The 24301-nt window shown below is 66.0% G+C and carries 26 protein-coding genes and 1 tRNA gene; 9 read left to right on the top strand and 18 right to left on the bottom strand.

Annotated features, from left to right (window positions below; genetic code table 11):
• Positions 1–10: 10 nt before the first annotated feature.
• Both BCO18175_RS29600 and cydP read right to left on the bottom strand, forming a co-directional pair.
• Complete coding sequence (locus BCO18175_RS29600) at positions 11–1591, bottom strand: cytochrome ubiquinol oxidase subunit I (RefSeq protein ID WP_174986223.1); 1581 nt, start codon at positions 1589–1591, stop codon at positions 11–13.
• On the bottom strand, positions 1581–1859 hold the full coding sequence (gene cydP, locus BCO18175_RS29595; RefSeq protein WP_048246999.1) for a cytochrome oxidase putative small subunit CydP: 279 nt from the start codon (positions 1857–1859) through the stop codon (positions 1581–1583). Before cydP ends, BCO18175_RS29600 begins: the two co-directional genes overlap by 11 nt.
• 238 nt (positions 1860–2097) lie before the next feature.
• Between cydP and BCO18175_RS40905 the strand changes: the two genes are divergently transcribed.
• On the top strand, positions 2098–2229 hold the full coding sequence (locus BCO18175_RS40905; protein WP_302480660.1) for a hypothetical protein: 132 nt from the start codon (positions 2098–2100) through the stop codon (positions 2227–2229).
• Between the two features lie 21 nt (positions 2230–2250).
• Here the strand turns inward: BCO18175_RS40905 and rpoH are convergent, their stop codons facing one another.
• Complete coding sequence (gene rpoH / locus BCO18175_RS29590) at positions 2251–3186, bottom strand: RNA polymerase sigma factor RpoH (protein ID WP_011353247.1); 936 nt, start codon at positions 3184–3186, stop codon at positions 2251–2253.
• 361 nt (positions 3187–3547) lie between these two features.
• Here rpoH and BCO18175_RS29585 point away from each other — a divergent pair, with 361 nt between their 5' ends.
• Positions 3548–4117: an acyloxyacyl hydrolase gene (locus BCO18175_RS29585; RefSeq protein ID WP_174971583.1), complete on the top strand. Its 570-nt coding sequence runs from the start codon at positions 3548–3550 to the stop codon at positions 4115–4117.
• Positions 4118–4162: 45 nt separating this feature from the next.
• Positions 4163–4546, top strand: a complete 384-nt coding sequence (locus BCO18175_RS29580) for a nuclear transport factor 2 family protein (RefSeq protein ID WP_011353245.1) — start codon at positions 4163–4165, stop codon at positions 4544–4546.
• A 143-nt stretch (positions 4547–4689) separates the two neighbouring features.
• Here the strand turns inward: BCO18175_RS29580 and leuA are convergent, their stop codons facing one another.
• Complete coding sequence (leuA, locus tag BCO18175_RS29575) at positions 4690–6336, bottom strand: 2-isopropylmalate synthase (protein ID WP_174986252.1); 1647 nt, start codon at positions 6334–6336, stop codon at positions 4690–4692.
• A 380-nt stretch (positions 6337–6716) separates the two neighbouring features.
• On the bottom strand, positions 6717–7691 hold the full coding sequence (gene ybiB, locus BCO18175_RS29570) for a DNA-binding protein YbiB (protein WP_174986221.1): 975 nt from the start codon (positions 7689–7691) through the stop codon (positions 6717–6719).
• A gap of 194 nt (positions 7692–7885) precedes the next feature.
• On the opposite strand from ybiB, the gene maiA reads away from it, so the two are divergent.
• Positions 7886–8530 (top strand): maleylacetoacetate isomerase, encoded by a 645-nt coding sequence (gene maiA / locus BCO18175_RS29565; protein WP_174916176.1) that lies wholly within the window; start codon positions 7886–7888, stop codon positions 8528–8530.
• Between the two features lie 83 nt (positions 8531–8613).
• Here the strand turns inward: maiA and ftsY are convergent, their stop codons facing one another.
• Complete coding sequence (gene ftsY, locus BCO18175_RS29560; protein WP_174986219.1) at positions 8614–9768, bottom strand: signal recognition particle-docking protein FtsY; 1155 nt, start codon at positions 9766–9768, stop codon at positions 8614–8616.
• A gap of 216 nt (positions 9769–9984) precedes the next feature.
• Between ftsY and rsmD the strand changes: the two genes are divergently transcribed.
• The 3 genes from rsmD to BCO18175_RS29545 all read left to right on the top strand — a co-directional run bounded on the left by rsmD (position 9985) and on the right by BCO18175_RS29545 (position 11534).
• Entirely contained in the window at positions 9985–10599 is a 615-nt protein-coding gene (gene rsmD / locus BCO18175_RS29555; RefSeq protein ID WP_174986217.1) for a 16S rRNA (guanine(966)-N(2))-methyltransferase RsmD, read from the top strand.
• 111 nt (positions 10600–10710) lie between these two features.
• Positions 10711–11208 (top strand): pantetheine-phosphate adenylyltransferase, encoded by a 498-nt coding sequence (gene coaD / locus BCO18175_RS29550; RefSeq protein WP_031403077.1) that lies wholly within the window; start codon positions 10711–10713, stop codon positions 11206–11208.
• A 59-nt stretch (positions 11209–11267) separates the two neighbouring features.
• A complete protein-coding gene (locus BCO18175_RS29545) occupies positions 11268–11534 on the top strand; it encodes a YfhL family 4Fe-4S dicluster ferredoxin (protein ID WP_174916173.1) in 267 nt (88 codons plus the stop codon).
• Positions 11535–11618: 84 nt separating this feature from the next.
• On the opposite strand, the gene hisC is transcribed toward BCO18175_RS29545, so the two are convergent.
• The 8 genes from hisC to BCO18175_RS29505 all read right to left on the bottom strand — a co-directional run bounded on the left by hisC (position 11619) and on the right by BCO18175_RS29505 (position 18778).
• Positions 11619–12686 carry a histidinol-phosphate transaminase gene (hisC, locus tag BCO18175_RS29540; protein ID WP_174986216.1) on the bottom strand — a complete coding sequence of 356 codons (1068 nt, stop codon included), beginning with the start codon at positions 12684–12686 and terminating at the stop codon, positions 11619–11621.
• 117 nt (positions 12687–12803) lie between these two features.
• Positions 12804–13403 carry an aminoacyl-tRNA hydrolase gene (gene pth, locus BCO18175_RS29535; RefSeq protein WP_021163050.1) on the bottom strand — a complete coding sequence of 200 codons (600 nt, stop codon included), beginning with the start codon at positions 13401–13403 and terminating at the stop codon, positions 12804–12806.
• Between the two features lie 118 nt (positions 13404–13521).
• Positions 13522–14127, bottom strand: a complete 606-nt coding sequence (locus BCO18175_RS29530; protein ID WP_039346059.1) for a 50S ribosomal protein L25/general stress protein Ctc — start codon at positions 14125–14127, stop codon at positions 13522–13524.
• Positions 14128–14288: 161 nt separating this feature from the next.
• Complete coding sequence (locus BCO18175_RS29525) at positions 14289–15251, bottom strand: ribose-phosphate pyrophosphokinase (protein ID WP_011353235.1); 963 nt, start codon at positions 15249–15251, stop codon at positions 14289–14291.
• 44 nt (positions 15252–15295) lie between these two features.
• A tRNA-Gln gene (locus tag BCO18175_RS29520) sits at positions 15296–15372 on the bottom strand.
• A gap of 55 nt (positions 15373–15427) precedes the next feature.
• Entirely contained in the window at positions 15428–16309 is an 882-nt protein-coding gene (gene ispE, locus BCO18175_RS29515; RefSeq protein ID WP_174986214.1) for a 4-(cytidine 5'-diphospho)-2-C-methyl-D-erythritol kinase, read from the bottom strand.
• Positions 16310–16334: 25 nt separating this feature from the next.
• A complete protein-coding gene (gene lolB / locus BCO18175_RS29510) occupies positions 16335–16955 on the bottom strand; it encodes a lipoprotein insertase outer membrane protein LolB (protein ID WP_174916170.1) in 621 nt (206 codons plus the stop codon).
• Positions 16955–18778 (bottom strand): tetratricopeptide repeat protein, encoded by a 1824-nt coding sequence (locus BCO18175_RS29505; protein WP_174986212.1) that lies wholly within the window; start codon positions 18776–18778, stop codon positions 16955–16957. The genes lolB and BCO18175_RS29505 overlap by 1 nt, the downstream gene beginning before the upstream one ends.
• Positions 18779–18864: 86 nt before the next feature.
• Here BCO18175_RS29505 and mutM point away from each other — a divergent pair, with 86 nt between their 5' ends.
• Together mutM and mutY are read left to right on the top strand one after the other, a co-directional pair.
• Positions 18865–19692, top strand: a complete 828-nt coding sequence (gene mutM, locus BCO18175_RS29500) for a bifunctional DNA-formamidopyrimidine glycosylase/DNA-(apurinic or apyrimidinic site) lyase (RefSeq protein ID WP_174986209.1) — start codon at positions 18865–18867, stop codon at positions 19690–19692.
• Between the two features lie 24 nt (positions 19693–19716).
• Positions 19717–20823: an A/G-specific adenine glycosylase gene (mutY, locus tag BCO18175_RS29495; RefSeq protein WP_174986207.1), complete on the top strand. Its 1107-nt coding sequence runs from the start codon at positions 19717–19719 to the stop codon at positions 20821–20823.
• 86 nt (positions 20824–20909) lie between these two features.
• Here mutY and BCO18175_RS29490 read toward each other — a convergent pair whose 3' ends face one another.
• The 4 genes from BCO18175_RS29490 to BCO18175_RS29475 form a co-directional block, all read right to left on the bottom strand.
• The gene (locus tag BCO18175_RS29490; RefSeq protein ID WP_048246968.1) at positions 20910–21545 is read right to left on the bottom strand and encodes an LON peptidase substrate-binding domain-containing protein; all 636 of its coding nucleotides are present in this window, start codon (positions 21543–21545) and stop codon (positions 20910–20912) included.
• Positions 21546–21572: 27 nt separating this feature from the next.
• Positions 21573–22481: an RNase adapter RapZ gene (gene rapZ / locus BCO18175_RS29485; protein ID WP_174916166.1), complete on the bottom strand. Its 909-nt coding sequence runs from the start codon at positions 22479–22481 to the stop codon at positions 21573–21575.
• Positions 22482–22556: 75 nt separating this feature from the next.
• Complete coding sequence (hprK, locus tag BCO18175_RS29480) at positions 22557–23525, bottom strand: HPr(Ser) kinase/phosphatase (RefSeq protein WP_011353227.1); 969 nt, start codon at positions 23523–23525, stop codon at positions 22557–22559.
• Between the two features lie 129 nt (positions 23526–23654).
• Positions 23655–24194 (bottom strand): PTS sugar transporter subunit IIA, encoded by a 540-nt coding sequence (locus tag BCO18175_RS29475; protein WP_011353226.1) that lies wholly within the window; start codon positions 24192–24194, stop codon positions 23655–23657.
• Positions 24195–24301 lie beyond the last annotated feature (107 nt).

The raw sequence follows: 24301 nt of genomic DNA, 5'->3' as shown, positions 1-24301 counted from the left end.
AGGTGCGTGCTCAGGCCGGGGCGCGCTCGCTGGCGGCCGCGATTTCGTGGTGATAGCGGCCGGTATGCAGCGACGACGGGCCGAGGCGCGCGTACTTGAACATCAGCTTGATCTCGATGACGAACAGCGCGGTATAGAACAGGATGAAGCCCGCGAGACTCAGGTACAGGTCGCTCGGCTGCAGGCTCGACGCGGACAGGTGCGTCGGCAGCACGCCGGCGATCGTCCACGGCTGGCGGCCGAGCTCGGCGACGATCCAGCCGAATTCGATCGCGATCCACGGCAGCGGGATCGCCCACACCGCATAGCGGAGGAACCAGCGGCGGTTGTCCTGCAGCAGTTCGCGGCGTGCGCAGAACCAGAACGCGGCAATGAACGTCGCGACGAACAGGAAGCCGAGGGCCACCATGATCCGGAACGAGAAGAACACGGGCGCGACCGGCGGGATCGTCTTCTTCGCGGCGGCCTTGATCTGCTCGGGCGTCGCATCGACCACGTTCGGCGTGAACTGCTTGAGCATCAGCCCGTAGCCGAGATACTGCTTGTGCTGGTCGAACAGCGCGCGGGTCGCGTCGCTCGTGTCGCCCTGCTTGATCTTCTGCAGCGCGCCGTACGCGACCATCCCGCTCTGGATGTGCTCCTCGCTGTGCTTCGCGAGCTCGCGCAGGCCGATCACCGGTTCGTCGATCGAGCGCGTCGCGATCAGGCCGAGTGCATACGGGATCTTGATCGCGTAGTCGGTGCGCTGTGCTTCCTGGTTCGGAATGCCGATCAGCGTGAACGATGCGGGTGCCGGCTGCGTTTCCCATTCGGATTCGATCGCGGCGAGCTTCATCTTCTGCACTTCGCCGGTCGTATAGCCCGATTCGTCGCCGAGCACGATCACGCACAGCGTCGCCGCGAGGCCGAAGCCGGCCGCGACCGCGAACGAGCGCAGTGCGAAGTCGACATCGCGCTTCTTCAGCAGGTACCACGACGACACGCCAAGCACGAACATCGCCGCCGACACGTAGCCGGCCGACACCGTGTGCACGAACTTCACCTGCGCGACCGGGTTGAACAGCACGTCGAACAGGTTCGTCATCTCCATGCGCATCGTCTGGTAGTTGAACTCGGCGCCGACCGGGTTGTTCATCCAGCCGTTCGCAACGAGGATCCACAGCGCGGACAGGTTCGAGCCGAGCGCGACGAGGAACGTGACCATCAGGTGCTTGACCTTCGACAGGCGGTTCCAGCCGAAGAAGAACAGGCCGACGAACGTCGATTCGAGGAAGAACGCCATCAGGCCTTCGACCGCGAGCGGCACGCCGAAGATGTCGCCGACATAGTGCGAGTAGTACGACCAGTTCGTGCCGAACTGGAATTCGAGCGTGATGCCGGTGGTCACGCCCATCGCAAAGTTGATCCCGAACAGCTTGCCCCAGAACTGGGTCATGTCCTTGTAGACCTGTTTGCCGGTCATCACGTAAACAGCTTCCATGATGACGAGCAGCCAGGACAGGCCGAGCGTCAGCGGCACGAACAGGAAGTGGTAGAGCGCCGTGATGCCGAACTGCAGACGCGACAGATCGACGACTTCGCTACTTATCATGGTGGTCTCCCTCGGTGGGTGCAGGCGCCGGTACCGAGAGCAGCTTCTCGGCGACGGCGGCAGGCGGCAACGACATGTGCTCGGCCTGCGGATGATTGAAGAATGCGTATTTGAGCGACATCAGGAGGATCAGCTTGACGATCAGCACCAGGGTGATGTCGCGGGCGAGGGTCGGGCCGCGTGCCCACGCGGCGATGCGCGCGCGCCAGCCGATCGTTCCGGCCGGCCGCGGGGGAGGCGGCGCAGGCTCTTTATTGATCGAGATCAAGGCGATTATCCTGAATCGATTTAGGTCTGATTTGGGGCGACTTTACGTCGGATATATGACGGCCGTGAAGCTGTTTTAATCCTTTTGCGCCTGACATGCCAATTTTAAAAGGACGGCTTTCCGATGCCGAGTGCTGCGCTGCGGCAGACCGTCGCGAAACACGGGCCGAAACTTGAGGCAGATCAAGGTTATGCGGAAGGGGCCCGGAAACTGCCTATTACCTGACGAATCAGGTCAATTGATCCGCACTGAAGCGCGTGAAGAAACGAGCGGGGAAACGATCGAAGAAGCGATCGAAGAAGCGAATGAAAAGCAGGGGAAAAGACGGGCGAAAAAAAACCGCTGCCGGTCGGGCAGCGGTTTTCGATGAGGCGCTCTAAATCGCAGTGATTTACGCGTATTCGGCGAGGGCGGTGCGCATCTTTTTCATGGCGCTCGCTTCGATCTGGCGGATGCGTTCCGCCGACACACCGAACTCGGCAGCGAGATCGTGCAGCGTCGAGCCGCCCGAGCCGTCGTCGTCGACGTGCAGCCAGCGCGCCTCGATGATGCGGCGGCTGCGCGCGTCGAGTGCGTCGAGTGCCTGCGCGATGCCGTCCGTCTGCAGCGTGTCGCGCTGACGCGCGGCGAGCACGGCGGTCGGTTCGTTGTGCGAGTCGGCCAGGTAGGCGATCGGCGCGTACGACTCCTCGCCGTCTTCGACCTGCCCTTCGAGCGCGATGTCGCCGCCCGACAGGCGCGTTTCCATTTCGGTCACGTCTTCGCGCTTGACGTTGAGTTCCTTCGCGAGGCCGTCGATTTCCTCGGGCGTCATCGCCTGCAGGCCCTTCTTGTGGCTGCGCAGGTTGAAGAACAGCTTGCGCTGCGCCTTCGTCGTCGCGACTTTCACCGTGCGCCAGTTGCGCAGGATGTACTCGTGGATCTCGGCCTTGATCCAGTGGATCGCGTACGACACGAGGCGCACGTTCTGGGCCGGATCGAAGCGCTTCACGGCCTTCATCAGGCCGATGTTGCCTTCCTGGATCAGGTCGCCGTGCGGCAGGCCGTAGCCGAGATAGTTGCGCGAGATCGACACGACGAGCCGCAGGTGCGACAGCACGAGGCGGCGTGCCGAGTCGAGGTTGTTGCCTTCGCGGAATTCGGTCGCGTACTGGCGTTCCTCTTCGACCGTCAGCAGCGGAATGCGATTGACGGCCTGGATATACGCGTCGATGTTGCCAAGCTGGCCCGGCAACATCGATTGAGCTGCGAGCGCCAGCGAGCCTGCCGATGCGGCCTTGGCCGGCGTCGGGCTCAGGGTGTTCGGGAGGGTCAGGGCATTGCTCACTAAAAAAACTCCTTTGGAATCAGGGACAAACCCCCGGTCTCGAATGAGATTCCGTGGGCCATCTTAGCACTCCCGCAATCCGAGTGCTAATTCCTTAGAGCAAGCGTGGGCATCGGAGTTCCCGCTTTTTCTATCGAGCAAGTGGAGTCGATAGTCTATTCTGCGACAGAGGGAGCGCAGCGAAGTTCCGTAAGCCGTTGTTTCTGATGGTAATCAGTAGACGATTTCAATTTTTGTCGTTTTGGAAGGAAGCCATTTCGCTTTGTGATGCCGATCCGAAAAGTCCTTTACCATACCATTCAGTTCGCTCGAGCCGGCCGAAGCGGCAGGCTCCATTCAACCCACAAAGTTGGAGTGTCAGATGAACAATAAGAAGAATCGCCGGCCCCGCAGCCGGCTTGCGCTGCACGCGATGCTGGCGGCGTCCCTTCTGGGCGGATCGGGTGCGGCATGCGCGGATCGGTGGGGGATTCAGGCGGGCGGCGGTTTTTCGGATCGCCACGGGGTCGACAAGGGCGATCTCGGCGTGGTGTGGGATCCGGGCTGGAACTGGTGGGAAATCGGCGGCTGGCACTTTGCGTTCGTGGTCGAAGGGCACGCCGGCTACTGGCACACGGGCGGCAACGTTCACAGCAGCATCGGCGAATTCGGCGTGACGCCGATGTTCCGCTTCATCAAGAGCGCCGGGGAGATCCGCCCGTTCATCGAGGCCGGTGGCGGCATCCGGCTGCTGACGCACCCGACGATTTCGGATCGCTTCTCGATGGGGACTGCGTTCCAGTTCGCGCCGACGGCGGGAGTGGGCGTGCAGTTCGGCCAACGGCAACAGTATCAGGTCGGCTACCGTTTTGAACATGTGTCTAACGCGGGTATCAAAGAGCCGAATCCTGGTATAAATTTCCACCAGTTCTACTTGCAGTACAACTTCTGATCCGCATGCCCGCGCACGGCGTGCGCGTTGCCGAGGAGTCAGGCGATGGCGAAGGTGGTCGATGCGATCCGCGCGCTCGAGCGCGATCGGTTCCGGGCGATGGTGGACGGGGACGGCGAGGCGCTCGACGCGCTTTTGTCGGACAAGGTGTTCTTCGTGCACACCAATGGCAAACGCGAAACCAAGCAGCAGTTCATCGACGCCATCGTCGCCGGTCGCCGCCGCTATCGCCAGATCGAAATCCAGTCGCAGGACGTGCTGCCCGTCGGCGATGAGACCTGCATCGTCACCGGGCGCGCGTTGATCGAGATGGAAACGAACAACGGCGGCCTGGTCTTCCCGATTGCGTATACCTCCGTCCACACCCACGAACAGGGGCGCTGGAGCCTGTTCGCGTGGCAGGCGACGCGGTGCGCGACCGAGACATGAGCGCGCGTGGCGCTCCTTTTCATGTCCCGACCGAAGCGGCCTTCTGGGCCGCTTTTTACTGCCTCGTGCGGCGCGGATCGCGCGGCGCACGGGCGGTCACGCCCCGCTCGCTGACGGTTGAACCCTGAAGCGGAACCTGGCGCTCAGGCCGCCGCGCGGCGATCCGCGCAGTGCCAGGCCGAGCGGTTGATCGCGCTGACGACCGCATCGAGGGCGGCGCTCGCCGCATCGGCGTGCAGGCCGACGCCGTGCCGCAGCGGTGCATCGCCGACCCGGCAGCCGACCGATACCGCGATCCGCCCGTCCGTGGTGCGCGCGTGTTCGCACGACGCGACGTCGATCGCCGCGCCGGCGGTGGCCGCGAATGCCGCGGCAAAGCGTCGCACCGCATCGTCGGGCGTCGTGTCCGCCGCCGGCGCCGTCGCGATCTCGCGGTTCTGCCAGCGCGCGCCGCTGCCGTGACGCGTGGCCGGCCCGTCGGTGTCGAAGAATTCGCGCGCGAACAGCGCGCAGATCGCGTCGCCCGTCACTTCCTCGCCGGATGCGTCGGCAAGCGTCTGCACCGCATGGCTGAATTCGATCTGCACGCGGCGCGTCGGCGTGAAGCCCATCCCGCGCTCGAGCAGGAACGTCGCGCCGCCCTTGCCGGACTGGCTGTTTACGCGGATCACCGCGTCGTAGCTGCGGCCGAGATCGGCCGGGTCGATGGGCAGGTACGGCACTTCCCAGGCCGCGTCGGGGCGCTGTTGCGCGAAGCCCTTGCGGATCGCGTCCTGGTGCGAGCCCGAGAAGGCGGTGAACACGAGGTCGCCTGCGTACGGATGGCGCGGATGCACGGGAATCTGGTTGCAGCGTTCGACGACGCGGCGCACGGCATCGATGTCGGAGAAATCGAGGCCCGGATCGATGCCCTGCGTGTAGAGATTCAGCGCGAGCGTGACGAGATCGACGTTGCCGGTGCGTTCGCCGTTGCCGAACAGGCAGCCCTCGATGCGGTCGGCGCCCGCGAGCAGCGCGAGTTCGGCTGCCGCGACCGCGGTGCCGCGATCGTTGTGCGGATGCACGGACAGTACGATGCTGTCGCGATACGCGAGGTTGCGGTCCATCCACTCGATCTGGTCGGCGAACACGTTCGGGCCCGCGGCTTCGACGGTGGCCGGCAGGTTGACGATCATCTTGTGGTCGCGGGTCGGCCGCCAGGTCTGCGCGACCGCGTCGCAGATCTCGCGCGCGAACGTCAGCTCGGTCATGCTGAAGGTTTCCGGCGAGTACTGGAAGGTCCACTGCGTGTCGGGGCGCGCGGCGGCGTGTTCCTTGATGATGCGCGTGCCGTCGATCGCGAGCGCCTTCACGTCGGCCTTCGACATCCCGAACACGATGCGGCGGAACGACGGGCAGACCGCGTTGTACAGGTGCACGATCGCGCGCGGCACGCCTTCGAGCGCGTCGAACGTGCGGGCGATCAGGTCTTCGCGCGCCTGCACGAGCACTTCGATCGTCACGTCGTCGGGAATCCGCTTGTCGTCGATCAGCTTGCGGACGAAATCGAAGTCGGTTTGCGACGCCGATGGAAAACCGACTTCGATCTCCTTGAACCCGATCGCGACCAGCATCTCGAAGAACTCGAGCTTCTGCTCGATGCTCATCGGCTCGATCAGCGACTGGTTGCCGTCGCGCAGGTCGGTGCTCATCCAGACGGGCGCGCGCTCGATGGTGCGCGACGGCCATTTGCGGCCATTGAGGCGGACGGGCTCGAACGGACGGTACTTGTCTTGCGGATTGCGCTGCATCTTCTGGACCTCGGGTCTCAAGTCGCGAGCGAAGACGGGCGGCATGGGCGACGGTTGGCGCTGCCTCGCTCCGCGGCACGTGAACGCGCTGCGGATGCGGATGATCTTCGCGAGTCGGCCGACGGATAGACGGACGAATGCTGACGACTTCGGGTTGTAAAAACTGCGAGAGGGGTACTGCGAGGAACTGCTGGGAGGGACCGTGCGGACAGCACACGGCGCTACGACAGCCTTAGGCTAGTCGTAGCGATAGCGGCCGCGCTAGGCGGCCGGAGGTAATTCGGAGGGTGTTCGGAAAGGAACGCATGACGGCAACTCTATGCCAGGATGCGCTCGCGTGTCAAATGCCCTGCAAGCGGGGCCGGTTCGCGAGCGTGCCGTCAGCGCGCGATGCGGGCGATCTGCACGATCGTCGCGACCTGCCGCGAGACCGTGTCGGGCACTGCCACTTCGCCGCGCAATACGGCGTCCGTCCACGCGGCCGTCGTGGCCGCGTCGCGCGATTCGGGCAGGGCGACAGGGGGCGCATCGGTCGACGAGCGCTCGGCCTCGATCAGCGTGTCGCACACGCCGTCGTGCAGCCAGTCGACCTGCACCTGGCGCCGCGTATCGGCAACGGCTTCGCCCTCGGTGCCGCGTGCCAGCAGCGCGCCGCCGAGCGCGGCGTCCGGATGGTCGCGGAACAATTGAGCCAGGCTGTCGCGGTACGGCGGGTGCGTGTAGTTGACGAGCCGCAGGCCGGCCGGCGCAAACGGCTGCAGGATCTTCACGAGCGTGTGCGTCGAGTTGCGCACGCCGAGCACGCTGCGCATCGACAGCAGGTGTGCGATGCGCGGCGCCAGCACCTCGATCGACGCGAACGCGACGCGGCGCTCGGCAAGCGTGTCCTCGATCGCATCGTGCGACGTCGACGGCGCGAGCGACAGCGCCGAGAAGATCTCGGCGCTCGTTACACGGCCCGGATCCTTCTCGACACCATGCACGAGCACCGGCACGCCTTCGCGGGCGAGCAGCAGCGCGAGCAGCGGCACGAGGTTCGGCTGCTTGCGCGCGCCGTTGTAGCTCGGGATCGACACGGGGCGGAACGCGGCGTCCTGCACGTGTACCGGCTCGAACGACGCCTGCGCGGCGGCGAGCATCGCGGCCAGCTCGTCGGCGGATTCGCCCTTCAGCCGGTAGGCGATCAGGATCGCGCCGAGTTCGACGTCGGACACGCGCGCGTCGAGCATCGCGCGATAGAGCTCGAACGTGTCCTCGGCGGACAGCGCGCGTGCGCCGTGCGGGCCGCGGCCGATTTCCTTGATGAAGCGGGCGCACGGGAACGGAACGGCGGCGGGATCGTGGGAAGCGGTCATCGGGGCGTGGGGCGGGCGGCCGGCATCGGGCCGCGCTGTGAGCGGTGAGGAATGCCCCGAGTATCGCACGGGTGCGGCCGTCGCAAGCGAGGCCGCGCGGCGCGGCGCGCTACACTCTGGTTCCCGGCGGTGCGCGCGCCGGCTGCGCCGCGCCCGTGCCGTCGCCGGCCGAATACGACTACGAGAGACATCCCATGAAGCTTTACAGCTATTTCCGCAGTTCCGCGTCGTACCGCGTGCGGATCGCCCTGAACCTGAAGCAGCTGCCGTTCGACTATGTCCCCGTGCACATGCTGCGCGACGGCGGCGAGCAGCTGAAGGACGCGTACCGCGCGCTGAATCCGGATGCGGTCGTGCCGACGCTGATCGACGGCGACGCGACGCTGCAGCAGTCGCTCGCGATCATCGAATATCTCGAGGAAACCCATCCGGAGCCGGCGCTGCTGCCGAAGCAGCCGGTCGATCGCGCGTATGTGCGTGCGGTCGCGCTGCAGATCGCGTGCGAAATCCATCCGCTCAACAACCTGCGCGTGCTGAAGTACCTGAAGCACACGCTGAAGGTGCCCGAGGACGCGAAGAACGCGTGGTACCGCCACTGGATCGAGGCGGGCTTCGACACGCTCGAGACGCGCCTCGCGAGCGATCCGCGCACCGGCAAGTTGTGTTTCGGCGACACGCCGACGCTCGCCGACGTGTGCCTCGTGCCGCAGGTGTTCAACGCGAACCGCTTCTCGATCGACACGACGCGTTATCCGACGATCCAGCGGATCGTCGACCATGCGTCGACGCTCGATGCATTCAAGGCCGCCGAGCCCGGCGCGCAGCCCGACGCCGAATGAGCGCGGTGCGCCCGGCATGCATGACCGGGCGCGCATGAAAAAGGGCGCCCGAAGGCGCCCTGTGCGATGCGTGCCGGCGGTGTTCAGCCGAGTAGCGCGTCCGCGAATTCGACCGCGCTGAACGGCTGCAGATCCTCGACCTTCTCGCCGACGCCGATGAAGTAGACCGGCACCGGGCGCTGCCGCGCGATCGCGGCGAGAATCCCGCCCTTCGCGGTGCCGTCGAGCTTCGTGACGATGAGGCCGGTGAGGCCGAGCGCGTCGTCGAATGCCTTGACCTGCGTGAGCGCGTTCTGGCCGGTGTTCGCGTCGATCACCAGCAGCACTTCGTGCGGCGCGCCGTCGTGCGCCTTCGAGATCACGCGCTTCACCTTCTTCAGCTCTTCCATCAGGTGGAGCTGCGTCGGCAGGCGGCCGGCCGTGTCGGCCATCATCACGTCGATCTTGCGCGCGCGCGCGGCGCTGACCGCGTCGAAGATCACCGCGGCCGGATCGCCGCTTTCCTGCTGCACGACCGTCACGTTGTTGCGCTCGCCCCAGACCGCCAGCTGTTCGCGCGCGGCCGCGCGGAACGTGTCGCCCGCGGCCAGCAGCACCGACTGGTCGAAGCTCTGCAGATGCTTCGCGAGCTTGCCGATGCTGGTCGTCTTGCCTGCACCGTTCACGCCGGTGATCATCATCACGAGCGGCTGCGCGCGGCCGAGCATCAGCGATTTCTCGAGCGGCGTCAGCAACTCGACGAGCAGGTCGTGCAGTGCCGATTTCACCTGCTGCGGGTCGGTCAGGCGGCCCGTGCGCACCTTTTCGCGCAGCGCACCGAGCAGGTACTCGGTCGCGTCGACGCCCGCGTCGGACATCAGCAGCGCGGTTTCGAGCTCCTCGTACAGATCCTCGTCGATCTTCGTGTTGACGAAGACGCCGGTGATGCTCGAGCCGGTCTTGGCGAGCCCCGTTTTCAGGCGCGCGAGCCACGATTTCTTCGAGGTGGCGTCCTGCAGCGGCGGCGGGACGATTTCGACCGTCTCGACGACTTCGTCGCGGCCGTCGTTGGTCGGCGTGACCGTCATCACGACGGCCGGCGCGGCCGGTTGCGCGGGCGCTTGCGGCACGTCGGCCGCAGGCGGGGCCTCGACTACGGGCGCATCGGACGGTTCGTCCGTTTGCTGCGCGTCGGCCGATTGCGATTCCGCCGGATCGGGCTCCTGCGTTTTCTTGAATCGTTTGAAGAAGCTGAACATGGTCTGACGTCGGGAAGAGGGCGGGCCGCCGCCAGGGGCGGGGCACCGGACGGGCCGTTCTGCGTTCGCGCGGGCGCGGCGCACGGCGGCCGAAACCGTGCATTTTATCAGTGCGGCGTGGCGCTCGCGTCAGTGTGCGCCGCCGCTGTGGTAACGTGCGCCTGTTTAGCGGTGCGCCCTAGCGCGCGCCCGGTCCCTCCGTTGTCGATATTCCGTATGTCCCGTTCCTCTCCCGGCCGCCCGGCGGCCTCTTCTGGCCGCGGCAAGCCGCACACGATCCGCATCATCGGCGGTGACTGGAAACGCACGCCGCTCGCGGTGCTCGATCTCGACGGCCTGCGGCCGACGCCCGATCGCGTCCGCGAGACACTGTTCAACTGGCTCGGCCAGGATCTCGAAGGCTGGCGCTGCCTCGACCTGTTCGCGGGCACCGGCGCGCTCGGTTTCGAGGCCGCGTCGCGCGGCGCGGCGAGCGTCGTGATGGTCGAGCGCCATCCGCGCGCCGCGCAGCAGCTGCGTGCGATCAAGGACAAGCTCGGCGCACGTGCGGTCGAGGTCGCGGAGGCGGACGCGTTGCGGCTCGCGGCCGGGCTCACGCCGGGCGCGTTCGACGTCGTGTTTCTCGATCCGCCGTTCGACGAGGCGGCCGTGCTCGAGCGCGCGATCGCGCTGGCGGCGCCGCTCGTCGCGGCGGGCGGCGCGCTGTACGTCGAGACGGGGGCGGAACTCGATCCGGCCGCGCACGAGGCGCTCGCCGGCTGGCAGGTCGTGAAGCACGGCAAGGCAGGTGCGGTTCACTATCATTTGCTGCGGCGCGAAAATGATGAATAATGCGCGTTCCATACGAGGCGGCGCGCCGCAAAGGCGACGCATGCCCATCTCGGCAGCGGCGTGCGCATCGCACGGCTGCCATCCCGTTTGCGTGATGACAGGAGGAGCGACATGGTAGTCGCCGTGTATCCCGGTACGTTCGATCCGCTGACGCGCGGGCACGAAGACCTCGTGCGGCGTGCGTCGAGCATTTTTGATACGCTGGTGGTCGGTGTTGCCGACAGCCGCGCGAAAAAGCCGTTTTTCTCGCTCGAAGAACGTCTGACGATTGCGAACGAGGTGCTCGGCCATTATCCGAACGTGAAGGTGATGAGTTTCACCGGCCTCCTGAAGGATTTCGTCCGCACCAACAATGCGCGCGTGATCGTGCGCGGCCTGCGCGCCGTGTCCGATTTCGAATATGAGTTCCAGATGGCGGGGATGAACCGCTACCTGTTGCCCGACGTCGAGACGATGTTCATGACGCCGTCCGATCAGTACCAGTTCATCTCGGGGACGATCGTGCGCGAAATCGCGCAGTTGGGCGGCGATGTCAGCAAGTTCGTGTTCCCGTCCGTCGAGAAGTGGCTGACCGAGAAAGTCGCTGCGATGGGAGGCCCTGCCGCGTAATGCGGCGCCGGCCGGTTTCGTTGCGAAGCCGGCCGCCGGCCTGAAGAAGTGAGATCAGTATGGCTTTGATGATTACCGACGAGTGCATCAATTGCGACGTGTGCGAGCCCGAGTGCCCGAACGGCGCGATTTCGATGGGCACGGACATCTACGTGATCGACCCGAACAAGTGCACCGAGTGCGTCGGCCATTTCGACGAACCGCAGTGCCAGCAGGTGTGTCCGGTCGAATGTATTCCGCGCGATCCGCAGCATGACGAATCGCACGCGCAATTGATGGAGAAGTATCACGCGTTGACCGCCGCGAAGGGCGACGACGCGTCGTGACCCCGCGGTGACGCGCGCGCTCGAGCCCTTCGGCACGCACGTCACGCAACCGGATCGGCGCCGCCTGGCGCCGGTTCTCTCGTTTCAGTCCAGCAGCTCGCACAACGCCGCGACGAGTGCATCGCATTCGGCATCGGTGCCGACGGTGATGCGCAGGTGCTGGTCGATCCGCGGCAGCCGGAAGTGTCGCACGAAAATTTCCCGTTCCTTCAGTTTTGCCGCAATCGCACCCGCGTCGTGCGCGGGATGGCGCGCGAACACGAAATTCGCGGCCGACGGCACGATGTCGAAGCCGAGCGTATCGAGCGCATGCGTGAGCCGCGTCCGGCTGTCGATCACGCGCCGGCAGGCTGCGTTGAAATAATCGGTGTCTTCATATGCGGCCTGCGCGGCAATTTGCGCGAGCCGGTCGAGCGGGTACGAGTTGAAGCTGTCCTTCACGCGGTTCAGCGCGTCGATCAGCGCCGCATCGCCGAACGCGAAGCCGACGCGCATGCCCGCGAGCGAACGCGCCTTCGACGTCGTGTGGACGACGAGCAGGTTCGGGTAGCGATCGATCAGCGTGATCGCCGACTCCGCGCCGAAGTCGACATACGCCTCGTCGATCACGACGACCGACGACGGGTTCGCGGCCGCGATCCGCTCGATGTCTGCAAGCGGCAGCGCGCGCCCGGTCGGCGCATTCGGGTTTGGAAACAGCACGCCACCGGCATCGTCGAGGTAGTCGTCGATACGGATCGAGAAATCGTCCGCGAGCGGTACGATCGACGTCTGGACGCCGTACAGGCGCGCATAGGTCGGATAGAAGCTGTATGTGATGTCGGGGAAGCGCAGCGGCCGGTCGTGCTTGAGCAGCGCCTGGAACGCATGCGCGAGCACCTCGTCGGAGCCGTTGCCGACGAACACCTGCTCGGGCCTGATGCGGTGATGGGCCGCGACCGTCTCGCGCAGCGCGCGTGCGACCGGGTCGGGATAGCGGCGCAGCGTGTCGCCGGTCTCGCCGAGTTCGCGCGCGATCGCCGCGACGACGCGCGGCGACGGCGGATAGGGATTCTCGTTGGTGTTCAGCTTGACGGGGTGTGCGAGTGCGGGCTGCTCGCCCGGCACGTAAGGCACGAGTTGCTGAACGACGTCGCTCCAGTAACGGCTCACCGCTTGGCTCCTGTCGGGCAAAGCGACCAGATTACCGCATGTGCGCGCAGGGTGGGGCGGGTAGGGCCGCCCGGCGACACGCCGGACGGCTCGATGCACCGGAGCGGTGCGATGCGGTCAGTTGCGATGCAACTGCATCGTCGCGCGGTCGAGTTCGCCCTTGACGACCATCGGCATCACGGCGAGCGCGCGTTCGATCGACGCGTCGATCACGTCCTGTTCCTCGCGGCGCGGCGGCTTCAGCACGAAGTTCGCAACGTCGGGCTTCGCGCCGGCGCGCGCGCTTTCCGGAATCAGGTCGCGCGGATGGCCGATGCCGATCCGCAGCCGCCAGTACTGCTGCGACGACAGGTGCGCGGTGATGTCCTTCAGGCCGTTGTGGCCGCCGCTGCCGCCGCCGAGCTTCAGCTTCACGGTGCCGGGCGGCAGGTCGAGCTCGTCGTGCGCGACGAGGATCTGGTCGGGCAGGATCTTGAAGAATTGCGCGAGCGCGACGACCGACTGGCCGGAGCGGTTCATGTAGGTTTGCGGCTCGAGCAGATGGACTTCCTCGCCGTGCAGGCGCGCTTTCGCGTAGAAGCCGTGGAAGCGGCGTTCGTCGCGCAGCGTCGCGCCGGCTTCGCGGGCGAGCTGGTCGATCAGCCAGAAGCCGGCGTTGTGGCGCGTCGCGGTGTATTCCGCCCCGGGATTGCCGAGGCCGACGATCAGTTTGATCATGACGTTTCGAGGGCGGCAACAGCCGCCTGGGCGCAGAAAAAGAAAAACCCGCCGGGCAAGCCGCGGCGGGTTGCGTCGACCGTTTCGTGAAACGGATCGATGGGTGCAGGCAGCCCGCTTAGGCAGCCGGCGTTTCGCCTTCTGCTGCGTCCGACACGGCACCAGCCGGGACCGTCGCCGATGCGACAACCGGGTTTTCCGCGTCGACGTGCGCGACCAGCGCGACGCCCTTCGGCAGCGTGATGTCCTTCGCGTGCAGCGATTGACCGGCTTCGATCTTCGACAGGTCGACTTCGAGGAACTCCGGCAGGTCAGCCGGCAGGCACTCGATTTCGATTTCCGTCGCGACGTGCGAAACGATCGCGCTCGACAGCTTCACGGCCGGGCTGATTTCAGCGTTCAGGAAGTGCAGCGGTGCCTTCGTGTGCAGCTTCTTCTTCGCGTCAACGCGTTGGAAGTCCACGTGCAGCACCAGTTGCTTGAACGGGTGGTATTGCACGTCGCGCAGCAGAACCTGTTGCGACTGGCCAGCCACTTCGAGGTCGAGGATCGACGAGTGGAAAGCTTCCTTCTTCAGGGCGTGCCACAGGGCGTTGTGATCGAGTTCGATCTTTTGCGGGGCTGCTTCGCCACCGTAAACGATACCCGTGGTCTTGCCAGCGTTGCGCAGGCGGCGGCTCGCACCCGTACCTTGCTCTTGGCGCTCGAAAGCGACGACTTTCATGTAATTCTCCAATAGCTGCCCGCGACCAGGCAGTAAAACGGGGCCGTCAAACGGCGGCCCCCGATAAAACGGCCGGGGTTTCGTCTATCCCGTCCGATTGTGCAAAAAGCGAAGCGTTGCCGCTTCGCTTTCTGCGCATGCTTTGTTCAGTCGATTCGCGATCAGGATTCCGCGAACAGCGACATCACCGAATCGCCGCGGCGGATTCGCGAGAACGTTTCGGCCAGCAGGCTCGCGCTCGTCAGTGCACGGATCTTCGAGCAGCCGAGCGATTCGGCGGACAGCGGGATCGTGTCGGTGACGACCAGCTCGTCGAGTGCCGATGCGGCGATGCGATCGCCTGCGCCGCCCGACAGCACCGGGTGCGTCGCGTACGCGAATACCTGCTTCGCGCCGCGCTCCTTCAGCACTTGTGCAGCCTTGCAGAGTGTGCCTGCCGTATCGACCATGTCGTCCATGATCACGCAGGTGCGGCCTTCGACTTCACCGATGATGTTCATCACTTCGGAGACGTTTGCCTTCGGGCGACGCTTGTCGATGATCGCGAGATCGCAGTTGAGCTGCTTCGCGAGTGCCCGGGCACGCACCACGCCACCGACGTCCGGCGACACGACGAGCAGATCCGAGTAGTTCTGCTTGCGCAGGTCACCCAGCAGGATCGGCGTTGCGTAGATGTTGTCGACCGGGATGTCGAAGAAGCCCTGAATCTGGTCGGCGTGCAGATCCATCGTGATGATCCGCTCGACGCCGGCGATTTCCAGCATGTTCGCGACGACCTTCGCCGAGATCGCGACACGCGCCGAACGCGGGCGGCGATCCTGACGGGCGTAGCCGAAGTAGGGGATGGCAGCAGTGATCCGGCCAGCGGATGCGCGCTTGAGCGCATCGACCATGATCATCAGTTCCATCAGGTTGTCGTTCGTCGGCGCGCACGTGGATTGCAGGACGAAGACGTCCTTGCCGCGCACGTTTTCCTGGATCTCGACCTGGATCTCGCCGTCGGAGAAACGGCTGACCATTGCTTTGCCGAGGGGGATTCCAAGGATATTGACGACTTCCTGGGCGAGCGCGGGATTCGCGTTGCCAGTAAAGACCATCAGGCCATCATGGCTGTGGCTGCTCATCGTGCACCTGCTTCAGGCTTGGGCGGGAAATGCGGGAAAATTTTTGGCAGGGGAGGAAGGACTCGAACCCTCGCATGCCGGAATCAAAATCCGGTGCCTTGACCAACTTGGCGACTCCCCTACACTTAACTGATAACTTCACCGGACTCGTGTAGGCCATCCGGCAAAGTAAAACTTCATGACGCGAAAGCGAAGAGCGGATGCTCGTTCAGGCTCTCGGCAACTGCACCGTTCCAACCGGTGGGCAGCTTGGCTTGCGCCGCTTCTGCCTCATGCTTGCTGCGAAACGCTGCAAACACACTTGCTCCGGAGCCGGTCATCCTCGCGGGGGTCACATCATACAACCATTTGACCACCTGCGCAACTTCCGCGTACTTACTTGTCACAACTTGCTGCATATCGTTCCGACCGAAACTATCTGGCCATCCCGCGTCGCTGCTTTGCTGTGCAAGAAAGTCCGTAATTGTGACGCGCTTCGAATCTCTTGTCAACAACTTATCTGAAAATATTTCAGCGGTTGGGACGTGAACGCGAGGCGTTACAACCAAGAACCAGCGAGTCGGCAATTGTACCTCAGCTAATTCTTCTCCGATACCCTCTGCGAACGCATTTTTTCCAAAAATAAAAAACGGGACGTCTGCGCCGAGTTTTACCGCGAGCGACTGGAGCTCGGCGCGCGGCAGGTCGAGTTGCCACAGGCGGTTCAGCGCGAGCAGCGTCGTCGCCGCGTCGGAGCTGCCGCCGCCGAGGCCGGCCCCCATCGGCAGGCACTTGTCGATTTCGATGTCGACACCGTGCGCGGTGCCCGTATGCGCTTTCAGCAGGTTGGCCGCGCGCACGACGAGGTCGCTTTCCTCGGGCACGCCGGGCACGTCGGTGACGCGCGCGACGCGACCGTCGTCGCGCAGCGTGAAGTGCAGCGTGTCGCCCCAGTTCAGCAACTGGAACACGCTCTGCAGATCGTGATAGCCGTTCGGACGGCGGCCGGTGATGTGCAGGAACAGGTTGAGTTTCGCGGGCGCAAGGCAGTTGCGCAGCGAGCGGGTCGAATCGGTCATGCGTATGTCTGGGCTAGGCCGGTGCTCACTGATCGAGCACGAGCTTGATGTCGAGCGGCGGAGTCGCGCGCACGAGGTTGACGCGTTTGACGCCCGTGGCCGGGGCATCCGCGTAGGCGAGGTAGTCGATTGTCCAGCCATCCTGGCGGATCTGCTTGACGCGCGTGCCGTCGGCCGGATCGCGTACCGTCTCCGCGGGCGTGGCGGGCGCGGCTGTCGGCAGCAGCCAGTAGCGCAGGCCCGCGAGCGGCAGTTCGAAGCCGAGCGTTTTCTGCATCAGGTCGCCGACGTCCGGCGCATATTGCGTCGGACGGTTCGGCAATTCGAGCGATGCCGCCTGCGGCGTCGACTTCACGACCGCCAGCGTCTGGCCGAGCGGGCTGCGCAGCTCGAGCGACACGTCGTCGCCGTGCTCCTGCCAGTCGAAGTTGCCGTACACGTTCTGCTGCTTGCCGAGACGGTCGTCGTATTGCACCGCGAAGCGGCCATGGTAAGCGTGCGTTGCGGCGGTCTGCAGCGCGGCGCCCGCCGGCGCGCTGGCCGACGGCGGCGTGCTCGCGCAGCCGGCCAGCGCGAGCGTCGCGCCGGCCGCGGCCAGCGTGCGCTGCGCGCGGGAGGACAGGGAAAACGTCGGGAACATCTGCATCAGAGACCGTTGATCTGGAGGCGTTTCAGCGTCTGTACGAGCGTATCGTTGTCCGGCTCGAGCTTCTGCGCGGCACGCCATGCGGAACGCGCGTCGTCCTGCGCGCCGCTCTTCCACAGCACTTCGCCGAGATGCGCACCGATTTCGGCGTTCGGCTGCAGTTCGTACGCGCGCCGCAGCACCTTCGTGGCGCCCGCCGAATCGCCCATCCGGTACTTCACCCAGCCGAGGCTGTCCATGATGTACGCGTCGTTCGGCGCGAGCGTCATGGCCTTGTCGATCAGCTTGCTGGCTTCGGGCAGCCGCTGGTTGCGGTCGGCGAGCGAATAGCCGAGCGCGTTGTACGCCTGCGGATTGTCGGGCTGCGTGCGGATCAGCTCGCGCAGCTGCTTCTCCATCGTCGTGTAGTGGCCGGTTTTTTCGGCCGCCATCGCGTAGTCGTAGCGCAGGTCGGGATCGTCGGGGAAGTCCTGAACCGCCTGCCCGAGCCGCGCCTCGGCTTCCGGATAACGCTTCGCGGTGAACAGGATCGACGCGTCGGTGCGTGCGACCACGGCCGCATCGCGCGGATCCGTGATCGGCAGGTCGTCGAGCACCTTGCGCGCCTCGTCGGTCTTGCCCTGTTTCTGCAGCAGTTGCGCGCGGGTGATCTGCGCGGGGAGGTAGTGCTGGCTCGTCTGATCGACCTTGTCGAGCCACTGCGACGCCTGCGCGTCGTTGTTCTGGTCGATCGCGATCTGCGCCAGGTAGATGTAGCCCTGGCCGACGTCGAGGTTCGGCTGCTTGTCGCCGAGCTGTACGTACTGCTTCAGGTAGCCGGTCGCTTCGTCGAGCTTCTTCTGCTGGATCTTGATCAGCGCGAGCGCCATCAGCGGTGTCGGATCCTTCGAGTCGAGCTTGCGCATCGTCTCGAACTGTTTCTGCGCGTCGTCGAGGCGATCGTCGGCGAGATAGAGTTGCGACAGCGCGAGCCGCGCATCGCGCGACTTCGGATTCTGCTGAACGTACTTCTCGAACGATGCGATGCCCGCCGCGCGTTCCGCGGGGCCCATCTGCGACAGCATCAGGGCCGCCGGCAGGTAGTCGGGGCGGATTTGCAGCGCCTGCTTCAGCGACTGCGCGGCGCCGTCCTTGTCGTCGACCGCGAGCTGCTGGCGCGCGATCGCGAGCTGGGCCTCGGGCCGGTTCAGGTCGCTCTTCAGCATGTCCTTCAGTACCGCGAGGCCGCCGACGCGGTCGGGGCCGCGCACGAGCAGCGCCTGCAGCGCGAGGATCGCCGGGCCGCGCGTCTCGCCGGTCGCCCGTGCCAGTTCGCGCGCGAGCATCGGCTGCGCATCGGCCGGCTTGCCGGCGAGCACCAGCAGCGCGGCGTCGACCTGCGATGCGCGATTCGAATCCGGTGCGTACTGGCGCCACAGGTTCGCGGCGGACAGCGCGTCGGCCGGGCTCTGCGCGCCGAGCGCGATCTCGGTCGCACGCTGCGCCATGCGCGGATCGCGCGTGTCGCGGGCGAGCGCGAGATAGGTCTGGTAGGCCGGCGCGGGCTGGTTGCGCTGCAGCGCGACCTCGGCGGCGAGCACCTGGTAGACGATCTGGCTCGTCAGCGGCACGCCGGGAAGATTCTTCTGCTCGTCCGGCATCACATGCTCGAACGCGCCCTGCGACTCCGCGTCGTCCGATGCCGGATCCTGCGCGTGAGCCGGGAAGGCGGTAAGGGTCCAGGCGGCAAACAGCGCGGCGCCGAGTGCACGGCGGACCGGGAAGGCACGCACGCCGCGCTCGGCGGCGGGGCGCTTCTGAAGCAGCTTCGAGGGCAGGGTCATGGAAATCCGTTCGATGTTTCAACCGATTGTAACGCGCTCGCTACAATACACGCACGATCGTAAATCGAGTCTCAGACCCGCAAACAATGCCAGAGTTGCCAGAAGTTGAAGTCACGCGCCGGGGCATCGAGCCCTTTGTCGCGGGCCGTCGCGTCGAGCGTGTCGACGTCCGTACCGCGATGCTGCGCTGGCCCGTGCCGGCCGGGCTCGCCGAGCAGTTGCGCGCGCGCGAAGTGCTCGCCGTCGAGCGTCGCGGCAAGTACCTGCTGTTCGAGGTCGACGCGGGCTGGTTCATCGTCCACCTCGGCATGACGGGCACGCTGCGCGTGCTGCCCGCGGACGGCGTGCCGGTCGCCGCGAAGCATGACCACATCGACTGGATCTTCGACGAATTCGTGCTGCGGTTCCGCGATCCGCGCCGCTTCGGCGCGGTGCTGTGGCACCCGCGCGAAGCCGGCGACGTGCATGCGCACCCGCTCCTCGCGAGCCTCGGCGTCGAGCCGTTCTCGCCGGCGTTTACCGGCGCGCTGCTGCACGCGCGCACGCGCAGCCGCACAGTGTCGGTCAAGCAGGCGCTGCTTGCGGGCGACATGGTCGTCGGCGTCGGCAACATCTATGCGTCGGAGAGCCTGTTTCGCGCCGGCATCCGGCCGACGACGGCCGCCGGCAAGGTCTCGCTGCCGCGCTACGAGCGGCTGGCCGACGCGGTGCGCGCGACGCTCGCCGACGCGATCGAGCGCGGCGGCAGCACGTTGCGCGATTTCGTCGGCAGCAACGGCGAAAGCGGTTATTTCCAGCTCGACTGCTTCGTCTACGACCGTGCGGGCCAGCCCTGCCGCGTATGCGGCACGCCGATCCGCCAGATCGTGCAGGGCCAGCGGTCGACCTATTTCTGCCCGACGTGCCAGCGTTGAAACCTTTTTTCACGATCAGATAACTTGAAGCCGCCCCGCATCGCCCCCGCTCCGTTCCCCGTCACGCCGCTGCATCGTACGTTCGCCACGCGCCTGGTCGCATGGCAGCGCGAGCATGGCCGCCACGACCTGCCGTGGCAGAACACCCGTGATCCGTACCGGATCTGGCTGTCGGAAATCATGCTGCAGCAGACGCAGGTATCGACCGTCATCCCGTATTACACGCGCTTTCTCGAACGCTACCCCGACGTCGCCGCGCTCGCGGCTGCGCCGACCGACGACGTGATGGCGCTGTGGGCGGGGCTCGGCTACTACTCGCGCGCGCGCAACCTGCATCGCTGCGCGCAGGTCGTCGTCGCCGAGCATGGTGGTGCGTTTCCGGCGACGCCCGACGCGCTGGCCGAACTGCCGGGCATCGGCCGTTCGACGGCCGCGGCGATCGCGTCGTTCGCGTACGGCGCGCGCGCGACGATCCTCGACGGCAACGTGAAGCGCGTGCTTGCACGGGTGTTCGGCGTCGAGGGCTTTCCGGGCGAGAAGCGCGTCGAGAACGACATGTGGGCGCTCGCCGAATCGCTGTTGCCGGACGCCGCGAACCCGGCCGACGTGAGCGCGTATACGCAGGGGCTGATGGATCTCGGCGCGACGCTGTGCATGCGCGGCAAGCCCGATTGCGCACGCTGCCCGTTCGCGGGCGACTGCGTCGCGCAATCGACGGGCCGCCAGCGCGAGCTGCCGGCCGCGCGGCCGAAGAAGGCCGTGCCGACACGCAAGACCTGGATGCTCGTGCTGCGCAACGGCGATGCCGTGCTGCTCGAGCGGCGGCCGCCGACCGGCATCTGGGGCGGGCTGTGGAGCCTGCCGCAAGCGGACGGTGATGCCGCGCTCGCAGAACTCGCGCGCGGCTTCGGCGGCGGCGGCACGGTGCCGCTCGCGCCGCTCATGCACACGTTTACGCATTTCCGGCTCGAGATCGAGCCGCGGCTGAGCGACATGGCTGACGGTGGCGGCCTGCCTTCGGGCGCGCGGGATGCGGATACCGCCTGGGTGCCGCTGAGCCGGCTCGACGCATATGGCGTGCCGGCGCCCGTGCGTAAGCTGCTCGATGCACTGAGCGGGCCGCTGTTGTAACGAAAGGGGAGGGGCGGGCGCTCAAGAAAACGCCGGGCCGTCCCACGTTTTCCTGACCCCCTCGGGGGTCTGGCGCGAGGGGCCCTTTATAACCACCCGTGCCGGTCGAGCACGTGGTGCACGGCGTCGATGCGCGCGCCGACGTCCGGAAACTCCATCAGCTTCTGCCGCGCGCGCAGGTCGAGCGGCAGCAGTTCCGCGAGGCGGTTCGACACCCAGCTCGGATCGTCGAGGCGGAACGGTTCGCCGAACGGCATTTTGCCCGGTTCGGATTTCTTCAGTGCGTCGATGATGCGCTCGAGCACTTCGGCGCACGAGCCGAACTGCGCGAGCGTCTGCTCGCCTTCGAGCGGGATGTCGTCGGGCAGCGGCTCCGCGATGCCGACCAGCAGCCCGTTGCCTTCGACGCGATACGAGAGCAACTCGAAACGCTGCGTGCCGACCGCCTGCAGGTAAAGCATGCCGAATTCGCCGGTATCGCACTCGGTGATGCGCGCCATGCAGCCGATGGTCTCGGGCACCGACACGGCGCCGTCCTGCGCGACCTCGGGCCCGCTCTTCAGCAGGCACACGCCGAACGGCGCATCGTCGCGCAGGCACGCGCGGGACATGTCGAGGTAGCGTGCCTCGAACACCTTGAGCGGGAGCAGCCCCCCCGGAAACAGCACCGTGTGCAGCGGAAACAGCGGCAGGTCGATCAGGGTGGTCGATAGGGAGGACATGGCGCGCGGGCGTTGGGGCGTGCGTCGCTAGGGTCGGTTGACCTCGGAGACGAGCCGCGACGACGCGTCGACATCCACTGGCGCGTCACGATGCCGCACGATCACGTTCGCGTCGTGCGCAAGGCGCGCGGCGAGCGTTTCCGCGATGAACACCGAACGATGCTGCCCGCCCGTGCAGCCGATGGCGACGGTCAGGTAGCTGCGGTTGTCATCGCGGAAGTGCGGCAGCCATTTCAACAGGAACGCATGGATGTCGTCGATCATCTGGTGGACGATCGGCAGTGCGTCGAGAAAGGCGATGACCGGTTGGTCGAGCCCGGTGAGCGGGCGCAACTCGTGGTCGTAGTACGGATTCGGCAGCGCGCGCACGTCGAACATCAGGTCGGCGTCGAGCGGCACGCCGCGCTTGAAGCCGAACGATTCGAACATCACCATCAGGTCGTTGTTCTTCTGCTCGATGAAGCGCTTGACCCATGTACGCAGCGCGTTCGCGCGCAGCGTGCTCGTGTCGATCTGGTGGCCGAATTCGGCGAGCGGCGCGACGAGATGGCGCTCGCGCTCGATCGCTTCCTCGAGCGACGACAGCAGGCCGACGTCCGCATCGTGCGACAGCGAGCCCGACAGCGGATGGCGGCGGCGCGTTTCGGAGAAGCGCTGGATCAGTGCCTGGGTGCTTGCATTGAGGAACAGCACGCGCACGTCGTGCTCGCGCGACAGATCGCGGATCAGGCCGGGCATCTCGTCGAGCGACGCGCTCGAGCGCGCGTCGATCGCGACCGCGAGCCGGTGCTGGCCCTCTCCGGCGAGGTAGAGGGCGAGTTCGGGGAGCACGTGCGGCGGCAGGTTGTCGACGCAGTAATAGCCTGCGTCTTCGAGCGCGTTCAGCGCGACGGACTTGCCTGAGCCGGAGATGCCGGTGATGAGGACGATGCGCATGGGAAGCAGTGAATCCTGACGTTTCATCATAGCACCGGCCAGACGCGTCGGCGTTGCGTGGCCGGCGCGTGCGGGTTACACCAATTTGCCGGGGAACTGACTGTCGGGATCTTGCATCGCGAGTCGTTGCCGATCCATGAAATCGCGCAACGTGTCGATTCCGCGCAACTGCAGGATCGTGTTCCGGACGGCCGCCTCGACGAGCACCGCGAGGTTGCGGCCGGCCGCGACCTGGATCGTGACCTTGCTGATCGGCAAGCCGAGCACGTCGACGGTCTGGCTTTCGAGCGGCAGGCGCTGGAATTCGCCGTCGGGGCGCCGCACGAGCTGGACGATCAGCTTCAGCTTCATTTTCCGCCGCACGGCGGTTTCGCCGAAGATCGTCTTGATGTCGAGCAGGCCGAGGCCGCGCACTTCGAGCAGGTTCTGCAGCAGCGGCGGGCAGCGCCCTTCGACGAAATCGGGGCCAAGTCGGACGAAATCGACCGCGTCGTCGGCGACGAGGCCGTGGCCGCGGCTGATCAGCTCGAGGCCGAGTTCGCTCTTGCCGAGGCCCGAATCGCCGGTCAGCAGCACGCCCATCCCGAGGATATCGATGAACACGCCGTGCAGCGTCGCGCGCGGTGCGAGGATGCGCGACATGTAGAGCCGCAGGCTGTCGATCACCGCGGCGGCCGACATCGGCGTCGTGAACAGCGGGGTCGACGAGCGCGTGCACCGCAGCACGAGCTCGGGCGGCGCCGCGGCGCCGCCGGCGACGACGAGGAACGGCGGTTCGAGCGCGATCAGCTCGGCCATGTGGCGCGAGCGGTCTTCGTCGGTCTGCCGCTGGTAGTAGTCGATTTCGGCTTCGCCGAGCACCTGGATCCGGTTCGGGTGGATCAGGTTCAGGTGGCCGACGAGGTCGGCGCTCGAGGTTGCATTGCCGACGGTGTCGGCCGAAAAGCCGCGCTCCCAGCCTTCATGCCCCGTCAGCCAGCTCAATTTCAGCGTGGCCGCGTTGTCGTCGAAGATGCTCTGGGCGTTGATGCTGGACGTATCCATGACTCTCGTCACTCCAATGGGCCGGTGCGTGCGCGCGGCGACGGGCGTCGCCATGCCGGGCCGGCGCCGGGCGGCCCTGAACGGCGGCGTGTGCCGCCGCGTACGGGGAAATATTCCGCCCGGATCAACTCAAGGTTGCCACTGAGTGAGCAGGCGATGCAACTCGGCGATATCCGTTTCGTTGTGCAGACGCTCGCGTGCGTCGCGATCGGACAGCAGTTGCGCGATTTCCGACAGGATCTCGAGGTGCTGCTGGGTGGCTTGCTCGGGCACGAGCAGGAAAATCAGGAGGCCGACCGGCTGGCCGTCGGGTGCTTCGAACGGGATCGCATCGGCGAGCCGGACGAACGCGGCGAGCGGGTGCTTGAGACCCTTGATGCGCCCGTGCGGAATCGCGACGCCTTCGCCGAGTCCGGTCGAGCCGAGGCGCTCGCGCGCGAACAGGTTGTCCGTGACGGTGCTGCGGGCGATGCCGTTCTGATTCTCGAACATCAGCCCGGCTTGTTCGAACACGCGTTTCTTGCTGGTGACTGAGAGGTCGATGACGACGTTCTCTATGGGCAGGATTTTGGCTAGGCGATTCATGTTGGCAGGCGATTGGGCGGCCTGGGGTCTCCTTGCGGCGGCAGACTGATTATCCATGTTCGGCGATATCAAGGCGTTCGGCATCGGCAACCTGCAAGGCAGCTACCGCATCCCGCGCCCCCCGGCGATAACCGGAACATTATAGAGCACAGCCGCGTGCGTGGCGCAGCGCGGACGGACCGGTTGCACCA

The organism is Burkholderia lata (genome assembly GCF_902499335.1).
In the GTDB taxonomy this organism is placed as follows: domain Bacteria; phylum Pseudomonadota; class Gammaproteobacteria; order Burkholderiales; family Burkholderiaceae; genus Burkholderia; species Burkholderia lata_B.
This window is presented reverse-complemented; position numbering and strand designations above follow the sequence as displayed.